This is a genomic window from Paraburkholderia suaedae (assembly GCF_040812055.1).
Taxonomy (GTDB): Bacteria; Pseudomonadota; Gammaproteobacteria; order Burkholderiales; family Burkholderiaceae; genus Paraburkholderia.
In genome coordinates this window covers 66,228-90,317 of record NZ_JBFOAH010000007.1, presented here as the reverse complement: position 1 = coordinate 90,317, position 24,090 = coordinate 66,228, and the positions used below count along the sequence as shown (strand labels likewise).

The 24,090-nt window shown below is 59.7% G+C and carries 15 protein-coding genes; 4 read left to right on the top strand and 11 right to left on the bottom strand.

Translation table 11 applies throughout. From position 1 onward, the window contains the following. Window positions 1–239: 239 nt before the first annotated feature. From ABQJ48_RS12585 to ABQJ48_RS12545, 9 genes are all read right to left on the bottom strand, one after another. A complete protein-coding gene (locus tag ABQJ48_RS12585) occupies window positions 240–1,235 on the bottom strand; it encodes a response regulator (RefSeq protein ID WP_367838346.1) in 996 nt (331 codons plus the stop codon). Between the two features lie 17 nt (window positions 1,236–1,252). Next, window positions 1,253–2,356, bottom strand: coding sequence for an ATP-binding protein (locus ABQJ48_RS12580; RefSeq protein WP_367838345.1), 1,104 nt, complete (start codon window positions 2,354–2,356; stop codon window positions 1,253–1,255). 7 nt (window positions 2,357–2,363) lie between these two features. Beyond that, window positions 2,364–3,698: a sensor histidine kinase gene (locus ABQJ48_RS12575; protein ID WP_367838344.1), complete on the bottom strand. Its 1,335-nt coding sequence runs from the start codon at window positions 3,696–3,698 to the stop codon at window positions 2,364–2,366. A 22-nt stretch (window positions 3,699–3,720) separates the two neighbouring features. Further along, window positions 3,721–5,109, bottom strand: a complete 1,389-nt coding sequence (locus ABQJ48_RS12570) for a class I SAM-dependent methyltransferase (RefSeq protein WP_367838343.1) — start codon at window positions 5,107–5,109, stop codon at window positions 3,721–3,723. A 717-nt stretch (window positions 5,110–5,826) separates the two neighbouring features. Continuing rightward, window positions 5,827–8,610, bottom strand: a complete 2,784-nt coding sequence (locus ABQJ48_RS12565) for a winged helix-turn-helix domain-containing protein (protein ID WP_367838342.1) — start codon at window positions 8,608–8,610, stop codon at window positions 5,827–5,829. Window positions 8,611–9,340: 730 nt separating this feature from the next. Next, window positions 9,341–10,111, bottom strand: coding sequence for a response regulator transcription factor (locus ABQJ48_RS12560; protein ID WP_367838341.1), 771 nt, complete (start codon window positions 10,109–10,111; stop codon window positions 9,341–9,343). A gap of 960 nt (window positions 10,112–11,071) precedes the next feature. Continuing rightward, window positions 11,072–11,383 (bottom strand): hypothetical protein, encoded by a 312-nt coding sequence (locus tag ABQJ48_RS12555; protein ID WP_367838340.1) that lies wholly within the window; start codon window positions 11,381–11,383, stop codon window positions 11,072–11,074. Window positions 11,384–12,027: 644 nt separating this feature from the next. Then, window positions 12,028–13,332 carry a cation:proton antiporter gene (locus ABQJ48_RS12550; protein WP_367838339.1) on the bottom strand — a complete coding sequence of 435 codons (1,305 nt, stop codon included), beginning with the start codon at window positions 13,330–13,332 and terminating at the stop codon, window positions 12,028–12,030. Between the two features lie 431 nt (window positions 13,333–13,763). Then, the gene (locus ABQJ48_RS12545) at window positions 13,764–15,173 is read right to left on the bottom strand and encodes a dihydrolipoyl dehydrogenase (protein ID WP_367838338.1); all 1,410 of its coding nucleotides are present in this window, start codon (window positions 15,171–15,173) and stop codon (window positions 13,764–13,766) included. A 176-nt stretch (window positions 15,174–15,349) separates the two neighbouring features. On the opposite strand from ABQJ48_RS12545, the gene ABQJ48_RS12540 reads away from it, so the two are divergent. After that, complete coding sequence (locus ABQJ48_RS12540; protein WP_367838337.1) at window positions 15,350–16,309, top strand: AraC family transcriptional regulator; 960 nt, start codon at window positions 15,350–15,352, stop codon at window positions 16,307–16,309. On the opposite strand, the gene ABQJ48_RS37835 is transcribed toward ABQJ48_RS12540, so the two are convergent. Next, a complete protein-coding gene (locus ABQJ48_RS37835) occupies window positions 16,300–16,560 on the bottom strand; it encodes a hypothetical protein (RefSeq protein WP_473094130.1) in 261 nt (86 codons plus the stop codon). The genes ABQJ48_RS12540 and ABQJ48_RS37835 overlap by 10 nt on opposite strands. Before the next feature lie 458 nt (window positions 16,561–17,018). Here ABQJ48_RS37835 and ABQJ48_RS12530 point away from each other — a divergent pair, with 458 nt between their 5' ends. Continuing rightward, entirely contained in the window at window positions 17,019–18,167 is a 1,149-nt protein-coding gene (locus ABQJ48_RS12530) for a branched-chain amino acid ABC transporter substrate-binding protein (RefSeq protein ID WP_367838336.1), read from the top strand. A 304-nt stretch (window positions 18,168–18,471) separates the two neighbouring features. On the opposite strand, the gene ABQJ48_RS12525 is transcribed toward ABQJ48_RS12530, so the two are convergent. Further along, complete coding sequence (locus tag ABQJ48_RS12525; protein ID WP_367838335.1) at window positions 18,472–19,830, bottom strand: replication initiation protein; 1,359 nt, start codon at window positions 19,828–19,830, stop codon at window positions 18,472–18,474. A gap of 1,016 nt (window positions 19,831–20,846) precedes the next feature. On the opposite strand from ABQJ48_RS12525, the gene ABQJ48_RS12520 reads away from it, so the two are divergent. Together ABQJ48_RS12520 and ABQJ48_RS12515 are read left to right on the top strand one after the other, a co-directional pair. Further along, the gene (locus tag ABQJ48_RS12520; protein WP_367838334.1) at window positions 20,847–22,055 is read left to right on the top strand and encodes a ParA family protein; all 1,209 of its coding nucleotides are present in this window, start codon (window positions 20,847–20,849) and stop codon (window positions 22,053–22,055) included. Continuing rightward, complete coding sequence (locus ABQJ48_RS12515; RefSeq protein ID WP_367838333.1) at window positions 22,052–23,029, top strand: ParB/RepB/Spo0J family partition protein; 978 nt, start codon at window positions 22,052–22,054, stop codon at window positions 23,027–23,029. The genes ABQJ48_RS12520 and ABQJ48_RS12515 overlap by 4 nt, the downstream gene beginning before the upstream one ends. Window positions 23,030–24,090: the final 1,061 nt, after the last annotated feature.

Here is a 24,090-nt window from a genome sequence, read left to right as displayed (position 1 = left end):
CTCCGTGACGCCACCAGATGCGTGCACCCGGGCGCCCACTCAGCGAGGCAGCGAGCCGCAGCCCGAACAAAAGAAAACGACCAAAGAATGACAGCGGGATCAGGCGTGCTGCCTGCGGTCACGGCAACCGGCAGTGCGTGGACTGGCTGCGGCGCGAGGTCGGTAAGGTATTCAGCTTGCGCTGTGTCCCAGCGTTGCGTCCGCATGGACGAACAACGCCACTTTTTGCGCTGCGGCGCTCAAAACTGCTCGATCCATGTCGCGAGGCGATCAGCGGGGAACACCGTTCTATATTGAGTGGGCCGGAATGCGATGGCATTACCCTCACGGACCGGTTCCAGCGCGAAGTCGTTCGTGTCCAGCCAAAGCAGGCTTGCCAACCATACGGCGTGCCGGGTCGACACGGCCTCGCTAGACGGATTGCCCAGGAATTCAGCGAGTACGGCAAGCTCGTCCCAAATCAGCGCATCGGCTTCGCGCCGGACCTTGATGCCGCCTTCCTCTAATGTCTGCGCCATCGCCGCCACCGCGTCGCCAGAACCTACATGTCGGTTACGCAGTTCTGCAAGCTTCGCCGCCACCATATTGCCGAACATTGCGCCCCGGCTGCTTTCAGCCGCGACAAGATCCGAGTAGTCGAGCAACAGCCAGTCTGGCTCCGAGTTTTGCACATCGGCGAGTAGGGCTGCGGCCAGGTACGTTTCGACCGGCTGGAAACGCTCGGGCGCAGTCAGAGTGCCGGCCAGCGTGCCGATCAGGCCGATCCGCGTGGCGAGCGTCTGCTTTTGCAGCACGCCCAGTTTCTCACGCAGCAACTGGTCCCGCTCCTTGCGCAGATCGGCCAGCTCGAGCGCCTGTTTCAGTTCCATTCGCAACGCTGCAATGTCCCACGGCTTTTTGATGTAACGGTGGATATGACCGAGGTTGACGGCAGCGACGGTCTGGTCGATCTCCGAATAGGCGGTGGTCAATATCCGCACGACATGCGGGTATCGCTCGCTTGCATAGCGGAGCAATTCGTTGCCGAACTCCCCGGGCATGCGCTGATCGGAGACGAGGACGCCCACCTTATCACCGTGTGCGTCCAGGAGCGCCTTGCCCTCTTCCACCGAGCCGCCAGTCAGGACCGGCGCAAGGCTTCCGATGGCACGCTGGAAGTACTTCACGGCCGTGGCCTCGTCATCGACGAAGATGATCGCCGCCGACGACTCATGTGTGGCTTTCGCTTCGTTCATCAGCAACTCCTGTGCGTTTAACCTTTGATATGGGGGAAATGCAGCATGACAGTCGTGCCAACCCCCGAGTCCGACTCGATTTCGAGGCCGCCGCCCCAGGACTGCATGACGCGCTTGCATAGAATCAGGCCCGAGCCGCTCACGCCGGATTGAGCGTCGGTTGTCAACGGGTCCGTCAACAGGCGGGCCTTCATCTCAGGCGGAATTCCCGGGCCGTTGTCGCAGATGCGGATGCGGGGGTTGGGTTCCGCTATCACGGTAAATCGCACCGACGCAGCGCGCACATCAGCAAGCGCGCGTAGCGAGTTGGACAAGAGGCAGGAGAGCACGAGCGCCACGCAATCGGGTTGCACGACGACAGGAAAGTCGCCAATGATCTCGGTGTGTACCCAGGACCGCTGTGCCGTCGTGAACGGATAGGTCTCGAGGAAAGCGGAGATCAGTGCGTGCGCGGTGATCTCGCTCTGAGCATCACCCCCGGCCATTTTCCGCTGCCCATTGTGGACCGATCGCCAGAAGGCAGAGGCCGCCGCCATGCAGTGCTGCGCGCGCTCACGCAGCGACTCGCCGGCTGCCGTGGCCAGCAACGGCGAATCCTGCTGCACGTCGCCGCGATTTTCAATGCTGCTCGCGTTCACACCGGTCGCAGCGGACGGCGCGTTCAGTTCGTGCGTCTCAGAGGCTAACGCCGCATCTTTTGCCATCAGCCGCTGATTCTGCAAGCCCGGTCCGCGATGGCGCTCGATCGCCATTCTCAGCGTCTCGCGCACGGAGGCCGGCCTTAGCGGCTTTTCGAGGATGCTGTACACGTCGCCGTTATTCACCATCTGCAGCAACACGTCGACGTCTGCGTAAGCAGTGACGAGAATGCGAACGATGTGCGGAAATTGCTGCGCTACTTGCCGCAGCAGCTCACCACCATCGCGGCCCGGCATACGGAAATCGGTGACCAGCACGGCAAGGCGATCGCCATGCTGTTGCAGCATCGCCATCGCCTCGTCACTGCTTTGAGCGAGCAGGACCTCATAGTCCCCACCGACGGCGCGACCGAAATATTTGCGGGCCAGTTCTTCGTCGTCGACGTAGAGAATCGCGGGCTGCGTCGGCCTGAGGTCGTTCATTGCTTTCTCACGGCGCGCGCGACAGATCGAAGCTGAACGACGCCCAGCTACCCAGTTGACTCTCGGCGTACAGCAGGCCGCCATGGCGCTCGATGACGGCATAACTGATCGACAGGCCCAGCCCTAAGCCTTGCCCTACGTCACGAGTGGTAAAGAACGGCTCGAACACGCGCGCAAGATGCTCGTCCGCAATGCCCGGCCCATTGTCCCGCACCGCGACGTGCAGCCGTTGCCCCGTCCACTTCACCGAGATGTGGATCGCCGGCCCGGACGTGCCCGCATTGCGCATGGCGAGCACCGAATTGGAGAGCAGGTTGATCAACACGCCGATGATGGCGGCTTCGTCGCCTTGGACCAGCGTATCCGCGGGGAGCTCACGCGTCACTGACACGCCACGCAATTCATGCGCGATAAGCCGGATTGCCGAATCCAGTGCCTTTTCGAACAGGAAAGGAGTCCCCGCTTCTGCCTCCGCGCCGGGCTTGCGGTAGGCGAACGTCTTCAGGTCCGAAACGATATGCTGGATCCGCTGCATGCCCTGCCTCGCGTCGACGAGACATTCCTGCAGCGCCGGTTCCGTTTTGGCCACGGGTTCCTCCAACGCGACCTCGATCGCCATCAGACAGAAATTCACCGGGTTATTGACTTCATGCAACAAGCCCGCTGCAAGTGTGCCGACGGCCGCCATTTTTTCCTGCTGTAGCAGTTGGCCCTTGATATCGAGCAGCTTGCGGTTGATCGCCTCGAGCTCGGCATTTTTCTCGGATACTTCTGCCTTCAGCCGAAACAGCATGAAGCGCACCCGCTCGTTGAAGAAGGTATAAACAGCACTCGCAGCAGCGGCGAAAAGAAGGAGCAATGCGTTGACGGTCATCGTGCCGAACGGCACGGCGCCATGGGGAGGCAGCAGGCAGGCCAGCAGGTACAGGCAGCAGGACAATACGCCGAAAACCAGGTTCTGCCATAAGCCGAATGGCAATGCGATGCCGGAAGCGAAGATGGCAAGATTCAGACCCATGTAGTATGGCGATCGAACACCATCGGTCTGCCAGATCATCCACGAAATCATGGCCTGCGGTAGCAGCAGCCACGACAGCGTCAACCATGGGGTCAAGCGTCGCCCCAGCGTGCTGCCCAGCACGATCGCGATGCCACCGATCAGCACCGAGACGAGCCCACGCGCAACCGCGAACGATGCCTGCAGTTGCGGATACTGCGCATAGTCCAGCCCCACACCGAGCAGGACCAGCACAATCGCCGTATAGGCACCGCCGCGGCTGAACGCAATGCGGAAGTCCGCCAGTTCGGCTTGATAGCCTGTGTGCAGTTGACTGGTGCTCATGAATGAGTGGTCTGCTGACGTTTCAGAGGATCGTGGCTTCGGCGAACACGTTCACACCAGTCTCGTCGACGTAGAGTTTCGGTTCGGCGGACTGCGCGGGCAGCAGCGAGCGCATACTGCTCTCGTTCCGATAGATCAGATACCACTCGAGCAAATGCTCCATGCCGTACTTCTCGGGGTTCGCAGAATGGACGTTGGTGACCAGCAATCGGCCACCGGGTCGCGTACGCGCGGCGAAATAACTCAACAGGCGCGCGCAGACCTTGTCCGACAGATAGTCAAACAGACCCGCACAGTACACTGCGTCGAATTCCCGCAAAGCCGCGTTAGGTGAGATTTTGCGCTTGAGCAGGTCGTGCACCGATTGATGCACCATTTCCACCGCGACCTTGTGCCCTTTCTCTGCCGCCGAGCGTTCGATTGCGGCCTTAGTGAAAGCCAGCGTTTCCTCGCTGAAGTCGACCAGCTGGAACGACAGTAAATCGGGCTGCGGATGTTCGCGCACGAAGCGCTGGATCTCGAATGCCGGTCCGCAACCGACGTTGAGTATCCGGAATGGCCTGCCGGCAGTGCGCGCCGCCTCGGCCTGACGCGTCAGGAAGTCGATCAGCAGTATGATCCGGTTGCGGTGTGCGCTCGCCACGGCCGCCTTGAGGAATGCCGTATTGACGATCTGAAAGTACGTGGTCGGTCCCTGTTGCGGATCGCTCAAGATCTGGTTGACCATCTCGTAGTCGCCGGCATAGCCCAGCGGCTTCGTGAACGTCCGGTAGACAAAAGGGGCGCGCAGTAGCAACGGATGTAGTGCCGCTTGAGCATAGGTACGATGCATGGGCGCAATCTCGGCATCGACACGTTCGGCCTCATCCTCGAGCCGCACGAGGTAGGACTTGACCTTGTGCATGATGGGTGTGGCGAGTTCGTAGAACAGATCCTCGCGCAACTTGCCGTCGGTCTTTGGCAGGCTCTCGGTCAGATCGACCTGTTCAACCCAGCGCGATACTTCGGAAAGGAACGCGCGCATCTCGTTGACGACGATCTGATAGTCGCGCCGGATACTAAAGCGCGCGTCCCAATCGCTGACGAAGAGTTCGGCTTCTCGCCCGACCGACCTTGGCTCATTCGACAGTACGCTAAGCTCGCGCCACTCGTCAATCAGCGCCACGGAAACCACCGCAGTGAGCCCGGTATTCACCAGGCTGACGACCACCGCTTTACCCAGATACGCGTTCTTGCTGCCCATACGCACGCTGAGTTCGCTCAACACCTCGCTGACCTGCACGATGGAGTATGGGTTATAAACCTCCATCACCAAAGACTTTCTCTGGAGGTTAATGATTGTCCCACGCACCTGCTCGCGCTGCGAGTTACGAAAACTGACCACCGGATCGATTTGCGTTTGAGAGTACACGGTATAAGAACCTGAGGAATCTGAAAAACGCAGCTGGGTATTAAATCAAGACCCATAGTTGGCTACCGCACGTACGACATCGGCTTTGAGCCGTGGATATGGCTCGAGCCAGTGATGAATTCGAAACACCAAACCTTTGGCAGACGGCTCTGGCGAGTCGCAGTGTAACATCAACAATGATTGCTTCAGAACCATACAAAATCGCGAGGACACGCCTGCGGCGGGACTCCCATCCGCCAATGCACGGTATCTACCTGCGGGAACGGCTATTTGAGCGCCGATTGATGAATGTCGGCTTTGACGGCATTGCGCCGGTAGTTCGCCGGTCAGGTTCCGGGGTGCTACTGCGGTCGAAACGGCAGGTTTCGCGCTTGCCGAACGGTCGCTTTCGGCGAATGCGCGGGGCAACAAAAGCTCCGCGGCCGCGCTCGACTGGCACACTTCCGTAGTCTGGTGTTCCACTTGCCAGCGCAGCACCGTCGGCCTGTTGAACGCTGGCAAGTTGCCGCCGCCGACGTTTGCGGAGTGTCGTCGCCGGTAAGATGGTGAGTGTATCCAGGTTGCCGCCGCTACCCTCGACCGCACTGATCAAGGCTGCCGTGTCCGAATTCTTCCGGTAGACAAGTGGCATCCGACCTGCTTAACACAGTTCGTGTTTGCGACGGTCCGTCCGGGATCGCAATTTCCTTCGGGCGATGAAGCTCGACCTCGCCCGCTCTACATCCCGGCGCGGCCCTCTCCTAATCCCGAGCCGAAAACGATCTGAACGGCTTCAGTACGCGAACTAACGTTGAGCTTTTCGAAGATGTTTTTCAAGTGCCATTTGACCGTCTCGGGCGCGACTTTCAACGACCGACCAATTTCCTTATTCGAAAGACCGCGGGCAACGTAATTAACGACCTCGAGTTCTCTTGCACTCAAAACGTCCGATGACGTTGTCATCATCCGAACGGTGCCAAGAGATGCACCCGGCGAATTGTCGAGCGCATCGAAAGCCGCCAGCAATGTGTCGACATAAGCGATTTCCGCGCTAGGGATGTCCGTTGAGGCTCGACGAAATCTGAGCAGTAATGCGCGCCCCCGCTGACCTTCGTCCACGAAGCTGTTGATCAGGCCAATTTCCCGCCCAAGACGCAACGCTTGTTTGAGCGCGGCAAGCGACTTTTCGAACGCGCCGCATTGTTCGAACGCTACCGAAAGCAGCAGGGAAATCACGGCTTCGGAGTGACGCCAGCCCATCGTGGTAAGCGTATCAAGTGAACGCGCGAGAAAAGTCACGGCTTCGTCAGCCAGGTCTTCGGCAATCAAAACACGGGCCTGGACGAGACAGTAGCTTGTCCAGGTTTCCATGGCGGACCCCCTGCGTCCTTCGAATGGCATCGGCATGCTCGCACTGAGTTCATCTGCGATCTGCCTCGCCTTGCTAACGTTACCGCTGTGAATGAGGAGTCTTACCGTCTCAGCGTCACAAGCCAACTTGAGGCGTAACCACTGCCGATTGATAGCGACTTGTCGACCGTCTTCAAGAATGGCCAGCGCCGGCCCCATCGCCCCGTCGCGCCACAGCAGGCGTGCGGCGCAAAGCGTAAATCGCACTAGAGCGCCTAGTGTTGCCGTCTCTAAAGCAATGGTCGCACGATCCGCGATGATTTTCCGCGCTTCCGGCAGTTCGTTATACTCGTAGTAGATCGATGCAAGGCAGCCAGCGGCCGCGGCCGCACCGGCTGACGAGTGACCTAACGTTTCTTCGGCACACCGATACGTTACCTCGAAAATCCGCCTTGCTTCCCGCAGTTCGCCGTGCACAAGTGCAGCAAGGCCGTACATTGCGTCTCGAAGCATATCTGAGTAGTTCAGCTCCTGACGCAGCTCCGCTTTCGCGCTAGCGACCTCCCAGATGCGACGTATCTCTTCGAACCTCCCCTTATACATCAAGCCGAAAAATTGCGCTGTTTGCGCGTAACGCTTGACCCACGGTAATGCCCGCGCCGTTGAGGCCTCCGCGGCACGCCCGAGTTCAAAAGCACGTTCGCTGTCGTCGGTAATGGCGGCGATCAATGCGCTGATCGCGTTAATTTCCGCCAATGCAGCTTGCTGGCCTTCGTCACCATCATCTCCACGCGCCTGACTAAACTCATCAGCAACAGCCGAGATTTCCTCCGCGGCGCGAGCCGTTCGGAGCGAGAACGCGAGTGCCCATGCTTTCGCGAGGCGCAAACGTAGGCGCCCCTCTACGACATCTGGAGGAAGTTTCCCGATCCAATGCTGCAACGCATAGGGATCACCGCGTTCCAGCATCTCCATCGCGCAGTTCTCAGCCCATTGCGCTGCATGCGCAAGTTCTCCTGCGGCCAAAGCGTGTCGGACGGCCTCGGGCCAAAGACGTGCGCCCGCAAACCATTGACATGCGCGACGATGCAGCACAGGAATCTTTTGCGGTAACTGACGGACAAGACGCCGCCGCAGCGCGTCGGCCATCAGTGCGTGATAACGGTACCATTCCTGTGTCTGATCCAGTGGCCGAATAAAGACGTTATGCCGCTCCAGCCAGTCAATCTTTTCCCCGCTTCCATTTCCGTCGCCCATGACCGCATCGCACAACGCAGGGGAGAACCGTTCAAAAATCGACGTGCACAGCAGAAATTTCAGTATAGGTAGCGGCAAATGCGCGAGCAGCGTATCGTTCAGATAACGATCTATCCCCGCGCCGGTTCCCGCAAGGTTGTTGGCAACCTTAGCCGCATCACCCACCTGTCGCAGCGCGAGAGAAGCCAGCTGCAGGCCCGCCACCCATCCTTCAGTCGCGTCGTTCAGCAGTTTGACGCTGGTTCGGTCGAGCGGCACTGTGCCCGTCTGATCAAAAAACGCCTGTGCATCGTCGACCGAAAAACGGAGGTCATCGACGCTGATGCGCATCAGCTTCTCGGGTGCTATGAATTGACCCAGCGTCAACGCAGGCTCACTGCGCGCGCCGAGCAGAATGTGCAGGTTTTCCGGGGCATAGCGAAGCAGACGCGACGCAATTGCAAGAACGGATTTATCGGCCAGGCGGTCGATGTCATCGAGAATCAGGAAGACGCTTTTGCCATACGCAGCGATCCCATTGAGCAGCACTGAAACGACTGTTCGCAAAGGCGGCATCGCATCCTTGTTCAGGAGTTTCTGCGCTTGCCAGGCGATGTGCTCGGACGCTTGGGAGAAAGCCGCCACCAGATACGCGACGAACTGCTGAGGATCATCGTCTTCTTCGTCAAGACTGAGCCATGCAACCGGGTGGTTCTGCTTCGACAGCGCTTCGCTCCATCCTGCGAGCAGCGTTGTCTTCCCGAAACCCGCAGGCGCGCTCACAACCACTATGCTGTACGGCTGCGACTCATAGATTCGGCCAAGCAATTGATCGCGTTGCACACAGCCGGACGGAAGACGTGGCGAAACCATCTTGGTCTTGATCAGCGATACACTCCACTCGCGATCAGTGCTGCCCGAACTTGCGTCGATCATTATTTTCCTGCCCACCCGACGACCACCCGTTTGAGACGCTGTCTCTGGGGTGGCCATGTATTTATACGCTGGACCCTGTTGTTGGTCAACACTGAAAGGCGGCGCCCCTTTTTGTAAGGAAACGCATCTTCAGCCGTGGTGCCACCCTTTGTTTCGGCGATGGGTACTGAATCAGCAAGCGGTAAAACCGATGCCCGATTCACACCATTGGGTGATGTCCCAGGATTTTGAAGAGCGGCACTGCCCACAACATTTGCATAGACGTTGGGGAGCGACGCATGGCGGAAGGTCCTCATAACCTGATTAAAAGAAACGTTGGTCGCAGGAGACTCGTCGGCGCGCGCCTCACGGGCGTTTCGGAGCAGTGCCATCAGAGGTTCCCATTGAGCGAATTGGGCCGGAACCGTCAGTGCCCATTGTGCGGCGACCAGGCCGCTAAATCGTTAGTTGCGCGAATTGCTACTTGCGGTGGTCACGAATAATAGCGTTTGCGACAGCTCCAGGGCAATGCCAGTGTGCATCGACGCAACTGGATGGATGAAATATCCATCGAGTTTTCAGATGTTCACATTCCAACGGTGCGTTCGCTGGTATTTTCCGGCGCTTTTAACGTCATGCGTCTGATGTAATTACTTCAAGGCGACGATGCCGTTGCCGGTCCCGTTCACAATTGATATTCGGTCGGCACAAACGTTAAATGCCTGAAAGCGAGCGTGCAAACCGAATCGATTTAGACCGCCCGCGTCAGGGCAGGGGTCTGCCCGAGGCAATCATCCGCATCAGGATCCGCCGACGCTCCGTTTTTAGCATGGGTCGAAACGACCGCGTCCAGCCTGTACCCGTGCGTATAGACGGTGCACAGTCGTACGCCGTTCTCCGGACGTAGAGACAGCTTGCACCGGAGCCGATAGATATGTGTATCGACCGTACGAGACGTACTGCCCAGTTCGCGCCCCCAGGCAAGCTTTGCCAAAAGATCTCGGGAAATCACTCGCCCGACGTTGGCGAAAAGATGGGCGGCGACGTCAAATTCCTTCGCCGTCAACTCGATCGGGTTGCCATGAAGCGTTACGCTGCGCCGCATCCTATCGAGAACATACGGCCCAACCGTCAGGGTGTTTTCGATCGCCTTATGGCGCTTCGTTCGGCGCAATAATGCACCGACGCGAGCGACTAACTCGACGGTCCTGAACGGCTTGACGACATATTCGTCCGCGCCCGCCTCCAGCGCACGCACAATGTCGACCTCCAGCACCCTGCTCGTCAGAAACAGCACTGCGGGTTGGCGACCTTGATTGCCACGTATCCAGTACAGGAGCTCGAGCCCGGTCATTCCAGGCAATTGCCAGTCCAGCATCACGAGATCGACTTCGTTAGCCTTGAGAAAACGTATTGCATTCTCCCCATGGTCAGCTTTGCTGATTTTGTGTCCGGAATGCTGCATGGCTCTTTCGACAGCGGCAGCTTGCGCAGGATCGTCTTCAACCAACAAAATATTCATCTATAACCTCTTTGTTCCCAAACCAGCAGCCCGGCGAATGCAGCACCCGACAAACGATAGAAAGGAGTGCTCGATTCGGACCGCAGTCATACCGATAGCCGAGTCAGACGGGCTAGATGCCGCTGCAAGACTGATATTTGACAAATGATCAGGCTTGCGCCTTCGATACGTAGTCCACGGATATTTTGTGAACTTCGTAAATTTAAGATAAGCGTTATCGTGCCGCAACACAGCCCCCCTGGATGGGGGGCTCCCGAACTTCTGGCGGGTGGTAAGAGTTGCCGAGCGGTAGTGAAGATGGAGACGGCTGCTCGCTTCGACGGCCTGGCCGATCGGCCCCCCCGGGTCGCACCCATTGTCGCGGCGGCACGAAAGCCTAACCCGGCCATCGTCAGACAGCGTCTGCCAACGCATACGACACATTCCGCTGCACGCGTACGTTTGCGATCATCCGGAAACGGTTCACTCCGATTCATGCCGGTGCACGAATTGATATTGGCCGCGCTGCGGGGCTTGTCGACGTGCCGGGTTTGGCCGCGAATCACGGCATGTGGGGTAGCCGGCCTTTTTGTGTTGGCTGGTGTGTCATGAGGATGGATGGCGGGGCACCCGGAGCGGCGGCAATGACTACCCTAATACATAGTTTGCATCGTCGCTGGACGATTGCCCTCGGGGCGCTGGCCGGGCGCACGTTCGCGCCGGCACGAGCGAGATTGATTGGCGCGCGTGTTTTCTGCGCATGCCGGCATGTGCTGGACGCATTTCGCGGACGCTTTGCGCAGACACCGGCTGTCCACGGCGTAAGCTCTGCTGCGCGGACCGGGTCGCGAGAACGAGGAGAACATGCGGATCTACAGCGATGCGCTGGCAGCGCTCATTGAGCGGCCCTGAGCGCGGATCAAACAACGCTCGTGGACCCAGCCCCTAAATGCGCAAGGCCAGTGTTCTCGCGGCGCTACTCTACTGACGCCGCGGATTCACCCTGCCCCGCAACTTTGCAGCGATTGCGACCGACAGTTCACTGTTGCTGCAGAGTTCAAGCCGCCCGTCGTCGGTGAAAATCCGCAGCCGTCCACCAACGATCTGAATCACGCAGCTCTCGCCCCATGCTGCCCGAATCTGACTTAACATCGCCTGTTGTTCGCAGTCGTAGTAAAACGGCCACGCGTCCCGTGCGGGACACTCCCCGCCGACTGCGGAATGTAAAAGGGCTTCCATACGCATATACCAGCCTCCATCAGTTGGTCCGATGAAATGCTCGCCGGTCATCATCCGGCGCTTCTAACCGTCGCCTTCCAGACAAGCCACGACCAGTCAATGCTGTCCCTCGTCAGCCGCATCCGCGCTCGCTTTGCAATCGGAATCGCACGGTCGAAGAAGACGCATCGCAACAACTAACGACCAACGACCGGGTTCGCAAACACGACGAACAACGTTGAAAGCGGGATTGCCGTAACGGAAAGTGGCGCGAGCCAACCCGCCGGTGCCACGAGTCGACCTATGTGGCAATGGCATGCGAGACCCGACTAGCGAATTCAGTTTGCAAGCTAGCTGACGTTGGAATTACGTGTGTTCTTCAAAGCTACGATGGCCTCGCTGGCCGTCGATGAGTCATCAAGCGCAGTCGTCTCTCGCGCGAATGCGCATACTCTATCAGCGCAACACGAACCAGGTTGTCAACGTTTGTGAACCATATGGGGCAACGACATTTCGGGCAACTTCCGCCTTGCCGATTCAACCGTTCATCAGTTGAACCAGGTGAATCGGCACATCGATGCATGAATCGCAGCCGGTGCTGATTGCGTCGCCGCTGACACAAAGCGCCCCGCGAGTTTCAACGACGGCAATCGCCGACGGGAAAGTCTCCCGTCCTAACGCTTGTCGGATGGCTTCTAAATTCCACCGCTAAAGTGAAATTATCTTGTACGCAGATAGCGGTCAAGCAGTACCGTCGCAGTGGCTCCGTGCAGAATCACTGAAAGAACGATCGCGCAAAGGACGATCGGCATCAGTGGGGCGACCGATGCGCTTCCGGCTTTTTCCAACGTAAAGAGAAGGTAGTAGAACGCGCCCACACCGCGCAAGCCTAGCCATGCCGACAGGACACGTTGGTGCCGATCCATCGATGAGCCGATGAGCGAGAGACTGCTCCCCACCGGCCGAGCGACGATGAAAAGAACGAGAACGGGCCAGATAGCCGACCAGTGAAGCAACGCGCGCCAGTGCGCCGACACGACGCCGCCAATGATCACCATCAACCCCAGCTCGATGAATCGCTCGACCTCGACGGAAAAGCCCATCATCTTCTCGGCGATATAGGCGTGCGCTAATTCAGGATCTTTGGCGGCTTCTTCCCCATCGCCACGTTGAACCGAACTCAGCGTCTCGCTCGGCGGCTTCTCGCCGGTCGCCTTCATCTCCCGACGCCGCAGTGCGACGCCGGCGACGAACACCGCAATAAAAGCGTAGCCGTCAACGATCAGCGTCGCCCCGTAAGCGAGCGCGACAAGTCCCAGCGCGAGGAAGCCCTCTAGACCCAGCGCATGGTCATAGCGGGTACGCAGCCAGGTCACGAGGACCACGACGCCTGTGCCCAGTGCCCATCCGATGACGAACGCGCTAGCCAGTCCCCAGACGATCGCCAGACCAAACGTCCACGGATTGCCGCTGCCCAGGCTCTCGACCCCGCAAAGCGCTAGGCCCATGTAGACCATCGGGGAAGCCGCGCCGTCGTTGATCCCGCCCTCCGATGACAAGGCGAAGCGAAGCGGTTCGTCGTCGCCCGCGTGTTCAACACGCAACTCGTTGGCGAGCACTGGGTCGGTCGGTGCCAGACAGGACGCCAGGACCAGCGCTGGGCCGACGGCTAGCCCCAAGCCCCAGCGCGCCGCGACGAACATGATGGCGATGGTGATCAGCATTGCCGGACCGGCCAGGCGCAAAGTCAATTGCCAGAGCGGATCGGAAAGCTGAACCCGCAGATACATGCCGATCGCGAAAAGCGAAACGACGAGACCTGCCTCGGTCAGCGTGCGCAAGAGCGCGACGTGCTGCTCCACGTCGATTCTCAGCCACCCGGCGCATGCTGGCCCGAGCACGAAGCCGACACCGAGGTAGACCATCGCGCCAGTCATCGGCAAGCGCTCGATGATCTTCCGGCCGATTGCCATGCAGATCATTAACGCCCCGACTATCAAGAACCAGACGGCTTCGATCGTCAAACCAGGCTCCTCGAGGTCAGTTTTCGGGCGGCTGGCAAACACCGTCGAAACGGCGAATGCCCCTCGTCTGCCGATGTTATGTCCAAACGGTCGTTCGCGTCAGCGCTCGGCAACTTGCTCGCCCTTGGGCCGCTGGGCCGGCTGATGCCTGCAGTCGCAAAAATTTCCACGCTCTTTGAAGAACGCACCCCGCGCATTCGTGGCGCCAGAAATATCTGGGGGACGCGGCGGGTGTCTCGCGCGCTGGCATGAGCGTTGCGGAATCGCCGGTGAGCAGTCCAGGGTGCTGCTGCGCAAAGCTTTCGATAGACGGAGGGTTCATGCAGGCGATCGGCAAGCCTCGATGGGCAATCGCGGAGGTTACCTGCCGCCGTACAGTACGGTCGATGGGCCCGACCTGGTGAGCCACGAGGCGGCGTGCTGCACCGCCGTTATACCGGCCGGCGCTGCGGCGCGCCGAGCCTCTGCGCAGCCGATCTCAGCGCAGTCCGCAGCCCTTCCTCGACGACCGGATGGTAGAAGGGCATTTCAAGCATCGCGTCGACGGTCAATCTCATTTGCAGCGACCACGCCAGAAGATGCGCGATGTGCTCCGCGTCCGGCCCGATCCACTCCGCTCCGACAAACTGACGGCTCGCCCTGTCGACGTACACGTGCATCAGTCCGCGGTTGCGCAGCATCACGCGACTGCGGCCCTGGTCCTCGAAGCTGACTTCCCCGGTCACGAACGCGCCCGGCGCCAGATCGGCATGGCGCGCGCCGACCATCGCAATGCCCGGATCCGAAAACACCACCGAAATCGGCGCGCGGCGCACGAGCGGCGTCACGTCGGGAAACCGCGCGGCGTTCATGCCGGCGGCCCTGCCTTCATCCGCCGCCTCGTGCAGCAACGGCAACACGCCATTGGCGTCGCCGGCGATAAAGACGGGACGCGCGCCCGCCTGCAAGGTCAGCGGATCGTAGAGGGGCATGCCTTGGTCATCCAGCGCGAGAGAGGTGTTCTCGAGGCCGAGCGAGCCGACGTTCGGCTTGCGCCCCGCAGTCACGAGCACATAATCGAACGTGCCTTCGCGGGATTCGCCCGCAGCGGTGCGATAGCGCAAATGCACCTCATCGCCTTCACGCGACACTGCTTCGACCTCGGCGCGCGATTCGAAGCGCAATGCCTCGCCGAATACCTTGGCGGCGTAGGCCGTGATCTCGGGATCGCTCAGCGGACCCACTTTTCCGCGTGCGCCGATCACCGTCACGTCCACGCCGAGCCGCGACAGCGCCTGTCCAAGTTCGAGGCCGATCACGCCGGCGCCAATCACGGCGACCCGGCGCGGCAGATCGGTCCACGCGAACACGTCGTCGTTGACCACCACACGATCGCCGAGCGCCCGATACAAGCTCGGCACCACCGGCGACGATCCCGTCGCGATGACCACGCTGCGCGCCTGGACCTTGGTGTGATCGCCGACTTGCAACAGGCGATCGTCGATGAATCGCGCGTAACCGGTCAGACGGTCGGCTTCCGGCATGCTCTGCACCCCCTCGACGACGAACCCGACGAAACGGTCGCGCTCGCTCTTGACTCGCTGCATCACCTCGCGCCCGTCGACCCGGACCGTGCCGTCCACGTGCACACCGAAGGGCGCCGTTCTCCCCGCGGCATGCGCGGCCTCCGCCGCCGCGATCAGCAGCTTCGACGGCATGCAGCCCACGCGGGCACACGTCGTGCCGTGAGCGCCACCTTCGATCAGCACCACCGAAGCACCGGCCGCCCTGGCCGTCCGATACGCCGACAGTCCCGCGCTGCCCGCGCCGATCACCGCGACATCGACCTTTACTGTTCTCATCCCACACCTCGAAACGGTTTGCGAGGCCCGTAGAGTGACCGCCTTGGGAGAGGTCAGGCCGAGCGCCGCACGTCAATCAAGTAGAATCCGGCTTCATTGCTGACCTCTAATGTATGTGCGGCGTGTCGCGAAGCGAATTCCCGAACGACGCAAAAACATGCTCACGCGGCTCATTTATGGATCTGCTAAGTCGACTTCTCTCGCTGATTCCGGTCACTGGGCGACTCGAGTTGCGATGTCATTTCGGCGCGCCCTGGAAGATCGATCAGAGCGTCGCGGGCGTGCGCGAAATCCCCTACCATGTGCTGCTCTCAGGCCACGCCATCCTGGAGGATGCGCACGGGCCACCGGAAAAGCTCGTCGCGGGCGACATCATTCTTTTCCCCGCCGGCGGCGCCCACCTGATTCACGACGGCAGCGGCAAACCCGCGAAGCCCGCGACGACAAGCCAACATGCTTCGCTGGGCGTGGTCGAAAACGACGGAGCCGGCAAGACCGCGGACCTTCTGTGCGGCCGCTTTCTGCTGGGCGCGGTGCCGGATCAGCTATTGCGCGATCATCTGCCCGGTCGACTGGTGGTGCGTAGCGCGCCATCGAAAGCGCGAGCCGACGGCAACGGTACCGGGCAATCTCTGGTTCGCCCCCGGCTCGCGCGCCTGATCGAATTGATGAATCAGGAAGCTTTGGACCCAGGTCCGGGCAGCGAAATGCTGGTGAATCACCTGTCGGCGGCACTCTTTGCGCTGACGCTTCGCTTCGCGACTGAAGGCGCGCAAGCGCCGCGCGGTTTGCTCGCGCTCGCGCGCAAACCGCGTTTGCAACCGGCGATATCGGCGATGTTCGAAACGCCCGGCGAAGCCTGGACCCTCGAACGGTTCGCAGCGCTGTGCCATATGTCGAAAGCCACGTTCGTGCGGCAGTTTCAGGAGGCCATCGGCCGCTCCGCGACGGACGTGCTGACGGAGGTCCGTATGACGCTCGCGGGTCGCATGCTATTGCAGACTGGCTCGCCGGTTGCCGCGATCGGTGAAGCGGTGGGTTACCAATCCGACGCCGCGTTCCAGCGGGTCTTCAAGCGACAGATCGGCGTGACGCCGGCTCGCTGGCGTGCGTCCGGCGGCAATCTTCATGCGTGAGACGCTTCGAGCGGATACGCAGGACTGCTGATCTTACCCATCTCGACGAGCTTGCTCAGTCCACCGGGTTGGACGAGCACCGATGCCTGGTCCCGGTAGATACGCTCGTTGTCGAGCTTCTCGCCGCAAAAGCACAGGGCGGCCAGCAGCGAAATCTCGAAGTAGTTACCCGTGGTTAGCCTGTGCCTGCGACCGGGCGTGCGACGACGGGACCTTCGCGTCGAGTAGCCAGAAGAACGGGAACGCGACAATGACAGGTCCTACCCCGCCGATCATGCACACCGCCTGACGGCCGACGCGATGACACCTGCGAGCATGACCTTGTCCGGCATGACGATGAACGTGCCGTAGCCCCGCTGCCCGGCAAAAAACCACGGAGTGGATTGTTGCCTGGCGCACAGGCACGCGTACTTCTCCTGATTGCCTATTCCGGGCTGCTGTGCCGAAATGCGCATAGGAATCGCCGCGAAAGGCCAAGACGTATCGATATTGGCTTCCTATAGTCGCTCCCAGCGATCGTCGCGGCATGTCCCAAGCGCAGCGGTTCGATCGATACCACGCCTATTCAGGAGGTGCCTCACACGCAGTCGATACGAACAAGAGCCGTGCACCGGCCGCCGCTCCAAGCACGCACAGCGCGAGAAGCGGATCAGAAAGCCGGCATGCACGCCATACCAGTGAAATCATGCTCGCCGACAAAGGAAACAACATGCGCTTTGTGAAGACTTTGACCCCTATCGCAGTTGCAGTTGGAGCACTTCTCGCTGTTGCACCGCTCGCCTCTCGTGCCGATACGGTCGTAAAAATCGGTTTTGCCGCGCCGCTCACGGGACCTAACGCCAATTACGGCAAGGACCTGCAGAACGGCGTCAAAATGGCGCTCGACGACGCCAAGTCGCAAGGCGTCAAAATCAATGGTCAGCCGGTCTCGTTCCAACTGATCGCCGAAGACGATCAGGCGGACCCCCGCGTCGGCGTGCAAGTCGCGCAAAAGCTGGTGGACGAAGGGGTCTCGGGGGTTGTCGGCCACTTCAACTCGGGCACGACCATCCCCGCTTCCGATCTCTACGAAAAGGCGGGCCTGCCGAACATCGATCCGGCCGCCACGAACCCGGTCATCAGCGGCCGCGGCTTCAAGAACATGTTCATGGTGATCTCCAGCGACGCGCAAAACGCGGGCACGGCGGGCGCCTATGCGGTCACGACGACGAAGGCCAAACGCATAGCCGTCATCGACGACCGCACCGCGTTCGGCCAGGGCGAAGCCGACGAGTTCGTGAAGGCGGTCAAGGCGCACGGCGGCGACATCATCGATCGTGAATACACGACGAACCATGCCACGGACTTCAAGACGCAGCTCACGACGATCAAGGGCAAGAACCCCGATCTGATTTTCGTGGGCGCTCTCAACCCGCAGGCAGCCGGCATCATGAAGCAAATGAACCAGCTCGGCATCAAAGCGCAGTACGTGGGCGGAGGCGGCGTGAAGGACATCGACTTCATCAAGCTCGCGGGCGATGTGTCCGAAGGCGCGATGGCATGGGAATACGGCCGTCCGCTCGACAGCACCCCGGTAGGCGCGAAGTTCGCCGAACGCTTCAAGCAGAAGTTCGGCGAGGATGTTCTGTCATACGCGCCGTTCGGCTATGACGCGGCGTGGACCGCCATCAAGGCGATGCAGGCGGCCAATTCGACCAAGCCCGACGACTATCGCCCGAAGCTGCGAAGCATCAGCTTCGACGGGATCACCGGCCACATCGAGTTCAATCCGGACGGCTCGCTGAAAAACGGCTCATCGACCGTCTATCAGGTAAAGAACGGTCAGTGGGTGACACTCAAGACGGTGAGCGGCCTCTGATCGCCGGTTCGCCTGCGCGCGAGCCCCACAGCGCGGCGCCTTCTGGGGCGCCGCGCTGTTATGAGCGTTGCCCCCATTGCGGATTGTCGTGCAGTCCTAATGATGCGGTCTCGGTCGTCATCCGGTGGCGTGTGAGGCGGCAGCATGATGGCCGCTTCTACGAAGGGGTCAAGCAACGGCTACCACGCGTGACCGACGGCATGCCAAGACCCTCCCCATCGGCGTAACTCGCGTTCAGTCATCCAATCAACCGCCTGGTTGACGCGCCCGAGCCCTACCCCTCTTCTCCTCACCTTCCGCAAAGTCAGGCGCGCGTTCGGGCTGTCTTGGGTTTGTTGCGCAGATACACGAAATGGTAGAAAGCGAACGAAAGGTCCGCGTGGTTCAGCACGTCCGCTTCCGTAATGGTCGCGATGTTGAACTTGAGACGCTTGATGGCCAGCTTGCCAGACGGAGACCCGATGTACGCACGCATGAAGTCTTTCTTGGCCCGTGCGTCTGCCTGGTCGAAAGCTTCGCGACCGGCGCGGACCTCGTCGGCCAGGCGCAGCCTGACTTCTTCTTCACGCGCTGCGGTGTTCGCTTCGACTGCAATTTTCGTGGTGGCTCGGGAAGTGACCTCGGCCTGCTCTTCGGTGGCTTTCTGCGCCAGCACGGTTTTCATCCGACGTTCAGCCTCGGAAAGCTTGTAACCCTCAGTGATGGCCTTCATCAAATAGCCCGCGGGACTCTTCGTGACCTTCGCGTCGTCGATCTTTGCCCGGGTGTATTCGATTGCATCGAGGATGCGCTCATCGGTCCAGATTGCCCGGTTCTGCGAGATCACATTGAACTGCTTTTCGGTGAAGCCAAACTCAGTTTTCAACGTCGTGTACGTCTCCTTCAGCCCCATCAGGCTCGCGCGGACGGCGTCTGCCCCCTCCTTCCTGGAAAGCCTGAAACGTATCCGGTCGATCTTCTTGGACTTGGGGCTTTCGGTGCGCGTCTCGTAGCTCAGCTCGATGTCGGAGACCTCGTTGATTTGCTTGACCGCAGGCTCGAGGCTGTCTCGCTTGAAATACTTGAAGACTGTCGCGCTGGAACCCGCTTTGCCTGGCCAGTTTCGAATCACATCAATTTCAAACCAATCCGTGATGCCCTCCATCACGTACGCAATGACGTGGTCATAGATTGCGCGTGCGTAAGTGAGCGTGAAGGCCGACGTGATGCGCAGGCTCAACCAGTGCGACTTTTCGGGGTCCTTAATGTGGCGGATCAGCGGTTGCGGGACTTCGAACGTGATGCGCCCCTTGTCGATACCGACAATGCCCAGCAACTGCACCGAGACCCATTTCTCGTTTTCCGGCGAGATGCTTCCCTGCGGAGCCGCGGACACCTGGATCAGCGCCTTTTGTGCTTCCGATACGACGGCTCGCAAATGCTTATAGTTGTAGCTGTCGTAACGCATGAGCCACCTGAAGTAGCTTAGCTCGACGTCATAGTACTTCGGTGTGGTCGGTTCCTGTGCGACGATGAAGTGCGCGGCGTCGAGCAGTCGCCGCGCCGTGACTCCGACGTCCGTGACGTCAACGAAAACGTTGTTGCGCTGATAGCCGATCTCTTTGGTTGACTTATGGATAGGCGTGTCGGTCGCCAGCATCTCTTCAAACAATTCGAGCGACATCTGCCGTGACGTGGCGCGCGTCGATACGTCCGTTGACATCATGGCCCTCTTCTGGTGGTTGTCGCCGCGGGAGACTCTAACATCCGTAGGTGAGATGTCAAAACAAAAAGTCTCACCATCGAAACGCCAGTTCAACAATTTGGCTCACCCACCATGGGGCAAGAAAAGGATCAACAATTTGGCTCACCAACACCATTGGCGAGGGCTTCTCTCACTCTGTGGGTTAGTGTTTTTAAAGATCTTAAAAGAACAGACTGACCAACATACAGGCCGCTGAGATTCGCATAAAAACAAAGGGTTATGCCTACGAAGGTGAGTCGTTTTGTGTCAAAGGTGAGTCCTTTTGTAGGCAAAGGTGAACAGAATTCCGTCCGGAAGGTGAAATGTTTACCCGATCAAAGTGAGCTGTCTTGTTGCCGCCGCGAACGGTGGTGAGACGAATTGTTGAAAGTGGGCCGCGATCCCCAAAATGCCCATGCTGCGCCGCTTTGCGGTTATCCGGGCTGCTGGGTGGTGAGGTGTTTTGTTGGCTAGGTGAGCAAAAGTGTGGCCCGCGGCGGCAACGGACTCAAACCGCTAGAAAAGACGACGGCTCGCGATGCTCGCGCCTTCCTGTGACGCGGTTTTGCTAGCGCGATGGTGAGAAGTATTGTGGATACCGGTCTGGCAGGTGAGCGGATATAAGCCCGTTTGGCGTGCGCTTCGTTGAGGGTGACGCGTTTGCCCTTTCTCTTCGACGATTCAACAATTCTTCTCACCCACCTTCGCACAGTTGCTGGCTCGTATTTCAACAATTTCTCTCACCATGACCCCGTTGAAGCATATTAATGTGGCCTCGCTCTGTAGGGCGCTACCCGCTGCGTTTTCCCACGATGTGAAATCACCGGTGATTTTTTCTAGGGAAAATATGCACTTAGCAGTTGTTTCTGAGAAACCGCCTTAACCTGTCTCGCACTTTTTTGTATTTCTCCGGTATTCTACGCTTCGTCACAATTTCGGACCAAACCTTAAAATCCATGTCCAAAGCAGAATTCCCCGCAATTACGCGAAGAGTAACCTTGAGTGAACTTGCCGGTTTCGCGGAGACGCTTAGCACGCTCACGGACGACCTGCGTAACAGTATCCTCACGCCGAAGCCCCGGAAATCGGCGCCATCATTCACAACGGCCGAGGTTGCCGAACTGTGCGGACTGGACCGCAGCAAGATCCATTACCAGGCCACAAGGGACGGGAGTACATTGCCAGCGGGCGAGGCGTCCGGCACCGGTCGTAGCCGACATTTCACGCTGGCGGAGGCGCGGACCTACGTGCAGCAGCTCTCCGAAATATACCAGTCGCCGCTGGTCACGGGTTCGCGGGGTGCGGATGGGAAGGTCATCCTCGTCGCCAACTTCAAGGGGGGGTCGACCAAGACGACAACCTCCATGTGTCTTGCGCAGGGTTTGTCGCTTCGCGGGCGCCGGGTGCTGGCGATCGACCTGGACCCGCAGGCCTCACTTTCCGAATTGTGCGGCCTGTATGCAGAGAAAGAGGTCGATGAAGATTCGACGGTCTTGCCGTTTATCTACGACCAGACGATCGACGGCGGGCTGTCATCGTTCATCAAGCAGACATACTGGGACGGGCTGGACGTGATCGCAGCACATCCCTCGCTGTTCAGTGCCGAGTTCTACATCCCGTCGATGCTTAAGTCCAAGCCCAGCTTTCAGTTCTGGGCCATACTGCGCGAAGGTATTGCGTCGCTTCGCAGCCAGTACGACTACATCATCCTCGACACGGCGCCTTCATTGTCCTACCTGACGCTCAATGCGTTGATGGCCGCCGATGCAATGGTCATGCCGCTCGTTCCGGAAAGCCTCGACTTCATCAGTTCGGTGTCGTTCTGGGGTCTGTTCTCCGACATCGCGCGTAACTTCATGGAGAAAGAGGCCAACAAGGCGTATGACTTCATCTCGGTGATCCTTTCGAAGGTCGATAACAGCCCGACTTCATCGGCGTCCGTGGTTCGTCCATGGACTCAGCGGGCGTACGGCGACTGGCTCACGACAACCGAAATTCCTGCAAGCTCGGCCATGAGCAGCGGCGCGCTCGCGTTGTCGACGGTATTCGACCTGAGTAAGAAGGACGCAAGTTCGAAGACGGTCGAGCGGGTTCGTCAGCCGCTCAGGGAATACTGCAAATGGATTGACGATATGTACGTCGAACAGTGGAGGCTCGGCAAATGAATATCCGTACCCGAATGGCCGAGCAGACCGCTAATCTGCGCGCCGCATCAGAAATACCGAAGGACGAGGTCGCGGCCGCCCGCCAACCCAACGATAAACCGAAGACCGGGCCCGGCATGGCTGCCGCGTTGGCTGCGGCCAATATCAAGATCCAGGAGTTGGAATCGCGCGGTGCGCAATCGGTGCTGCCGGTGTCCGAGATCGTGCCGAACCCCTGGCAGCCGCGGAGAGTTTTTAACGAAGCGAAGTTGTCGGAACTCGCCGAGTCGATTCGTGAGGTCGGGCTGTTGCAACCCATCGTGGTTCGACGAGCGGAGTCCTCCTATCAGATCGTGGCGGGTGAACGGCGCTGGCGCGCCCACAAGCTGATTGGCCTTGAGGAAATCAAAGTCCTCGTTGTGGATTGCACGGACCAGGACATGGCCGTGCTGGCTCTGGTGGAGAACATCGGCCGGGACGATCTAGCTGACTACGAGGTTTCCATTTCGATCCGCCGTACCGAAAAGGAATTTCCGAATCGAACGCGATTGGCCGAGGCGGTCGGCATGAGCCGGCGTGGGCTATATAGGTATCTTGCATTTGACGCCCTGCCCGCGTTCATCACGAGTGACCTCGATATCAATCCGACGCTGATTGGTGGGAACGCCGCAGACGCAATTGCGAATGTCATCAAGAAGCACGGCGAGAAAGCCATAGCGGCGGCGCGTGAACTCTGGCCGGATGTCGTGTCGGGAAGCCTGGACCAAGGGAAGTTCGCGCCGGCGATTGCGGCACTGATCGGCCGTCGTGCGTCGAGCACAACAGCACGCGAGCGTTCAATCGAGAAGTTCTTTGCTGGCAATACTCACGCCGGAAGCATTACCAAGGACGTCAACAGTTTTACCGTGAAAATCAAAACGGGCGTGCTGTCCGATGCACAGGAAGTGCGGATTCGTCAGGTCATTAGCGAGTTGTTCAATGGCGATCCCGCTTAAGTGAAGTCGTAGCAAATGTGTGACGCCCGCCTTGCCGCGGGCTTTTTTTTGCCTACGAACTCAGTGCGTACGGAGGTCGTGCAGGCGAGCGGATGCGCTTCCGAGCGCGTGGCTGCTGTGGTCGCCCGGCCAACTGTGGTGCGCGAGCGAGTGTGCTAGTAGCACAGTTGTTTCCCGAGCCACGGTGGCTACGAGGTTGATGGGCATTCGGAACCAGCCGTATTTGCTTTGGGCGCGGGCCGCAGCGGCCGTTGCATCGACTTGGGACAGCCAAGGTGTGCTACTAGGCACACTTTTCGGCGCATTCTGGGTGGGCGCGCGGACCGCCTTCCCATGCAGTGTCATTTCTTAACCCGCCTTTGACCAATCGTCCTAGCCGAACACTTAACGAAGACGCTGAAACACTGTGCTAGTAGCACAGTCATCGAGCGAGCCGACGATGAATGTGACGCGCACGAAAAACGACATCACGCGAGCGCTTCCGCGATGCGCCCAACAGTGCTCACGCATAGGACCGGCGCGACCCGATTCGCCAAATTACCTCGAAACCATTTGCCCCCAGGAAGGCACGAGGGCGGTTGGCAGTCCCGTAGATAGATGTCGGATCGAGGCCATCGTGCGTCCGAACACATGCGGCTTTTCCTGCTGATCGCGTTGGCGAGCGCATGCGATAACAACAGGCAAGTCAGCCGTCGAACGGCCGATCGTGCCCGAGGCGCGCCGCAGCGCGAACGACAGGCCTCGACAGCAAGACCACCTTCCCGGCCGAAGGTGCGCTAGAAAGTGGGCCGGCTACACGGTGGGCGAGGGCGGCAAACGCTGCCAGCTGTCGAGCCGACCCAGCCGCTCCACGGCGAACGTCGGCAGTTGCACTGGCAAGAAGCCGGAATGGACGAGGCGCCGACTGGTCACGCAAGCGAAGGGGCGTCAAGTGCGCGGTCAAAGATATCGCCACGCGCTTCCAGCACGGCCGACGCGAGTGCGATAGAGGGTTGGCTCGCGCTCTTGCAAACAACGTGCATCAGGAGGCTACGCCAAGCACATGGGTGCAGTGAAGGTGA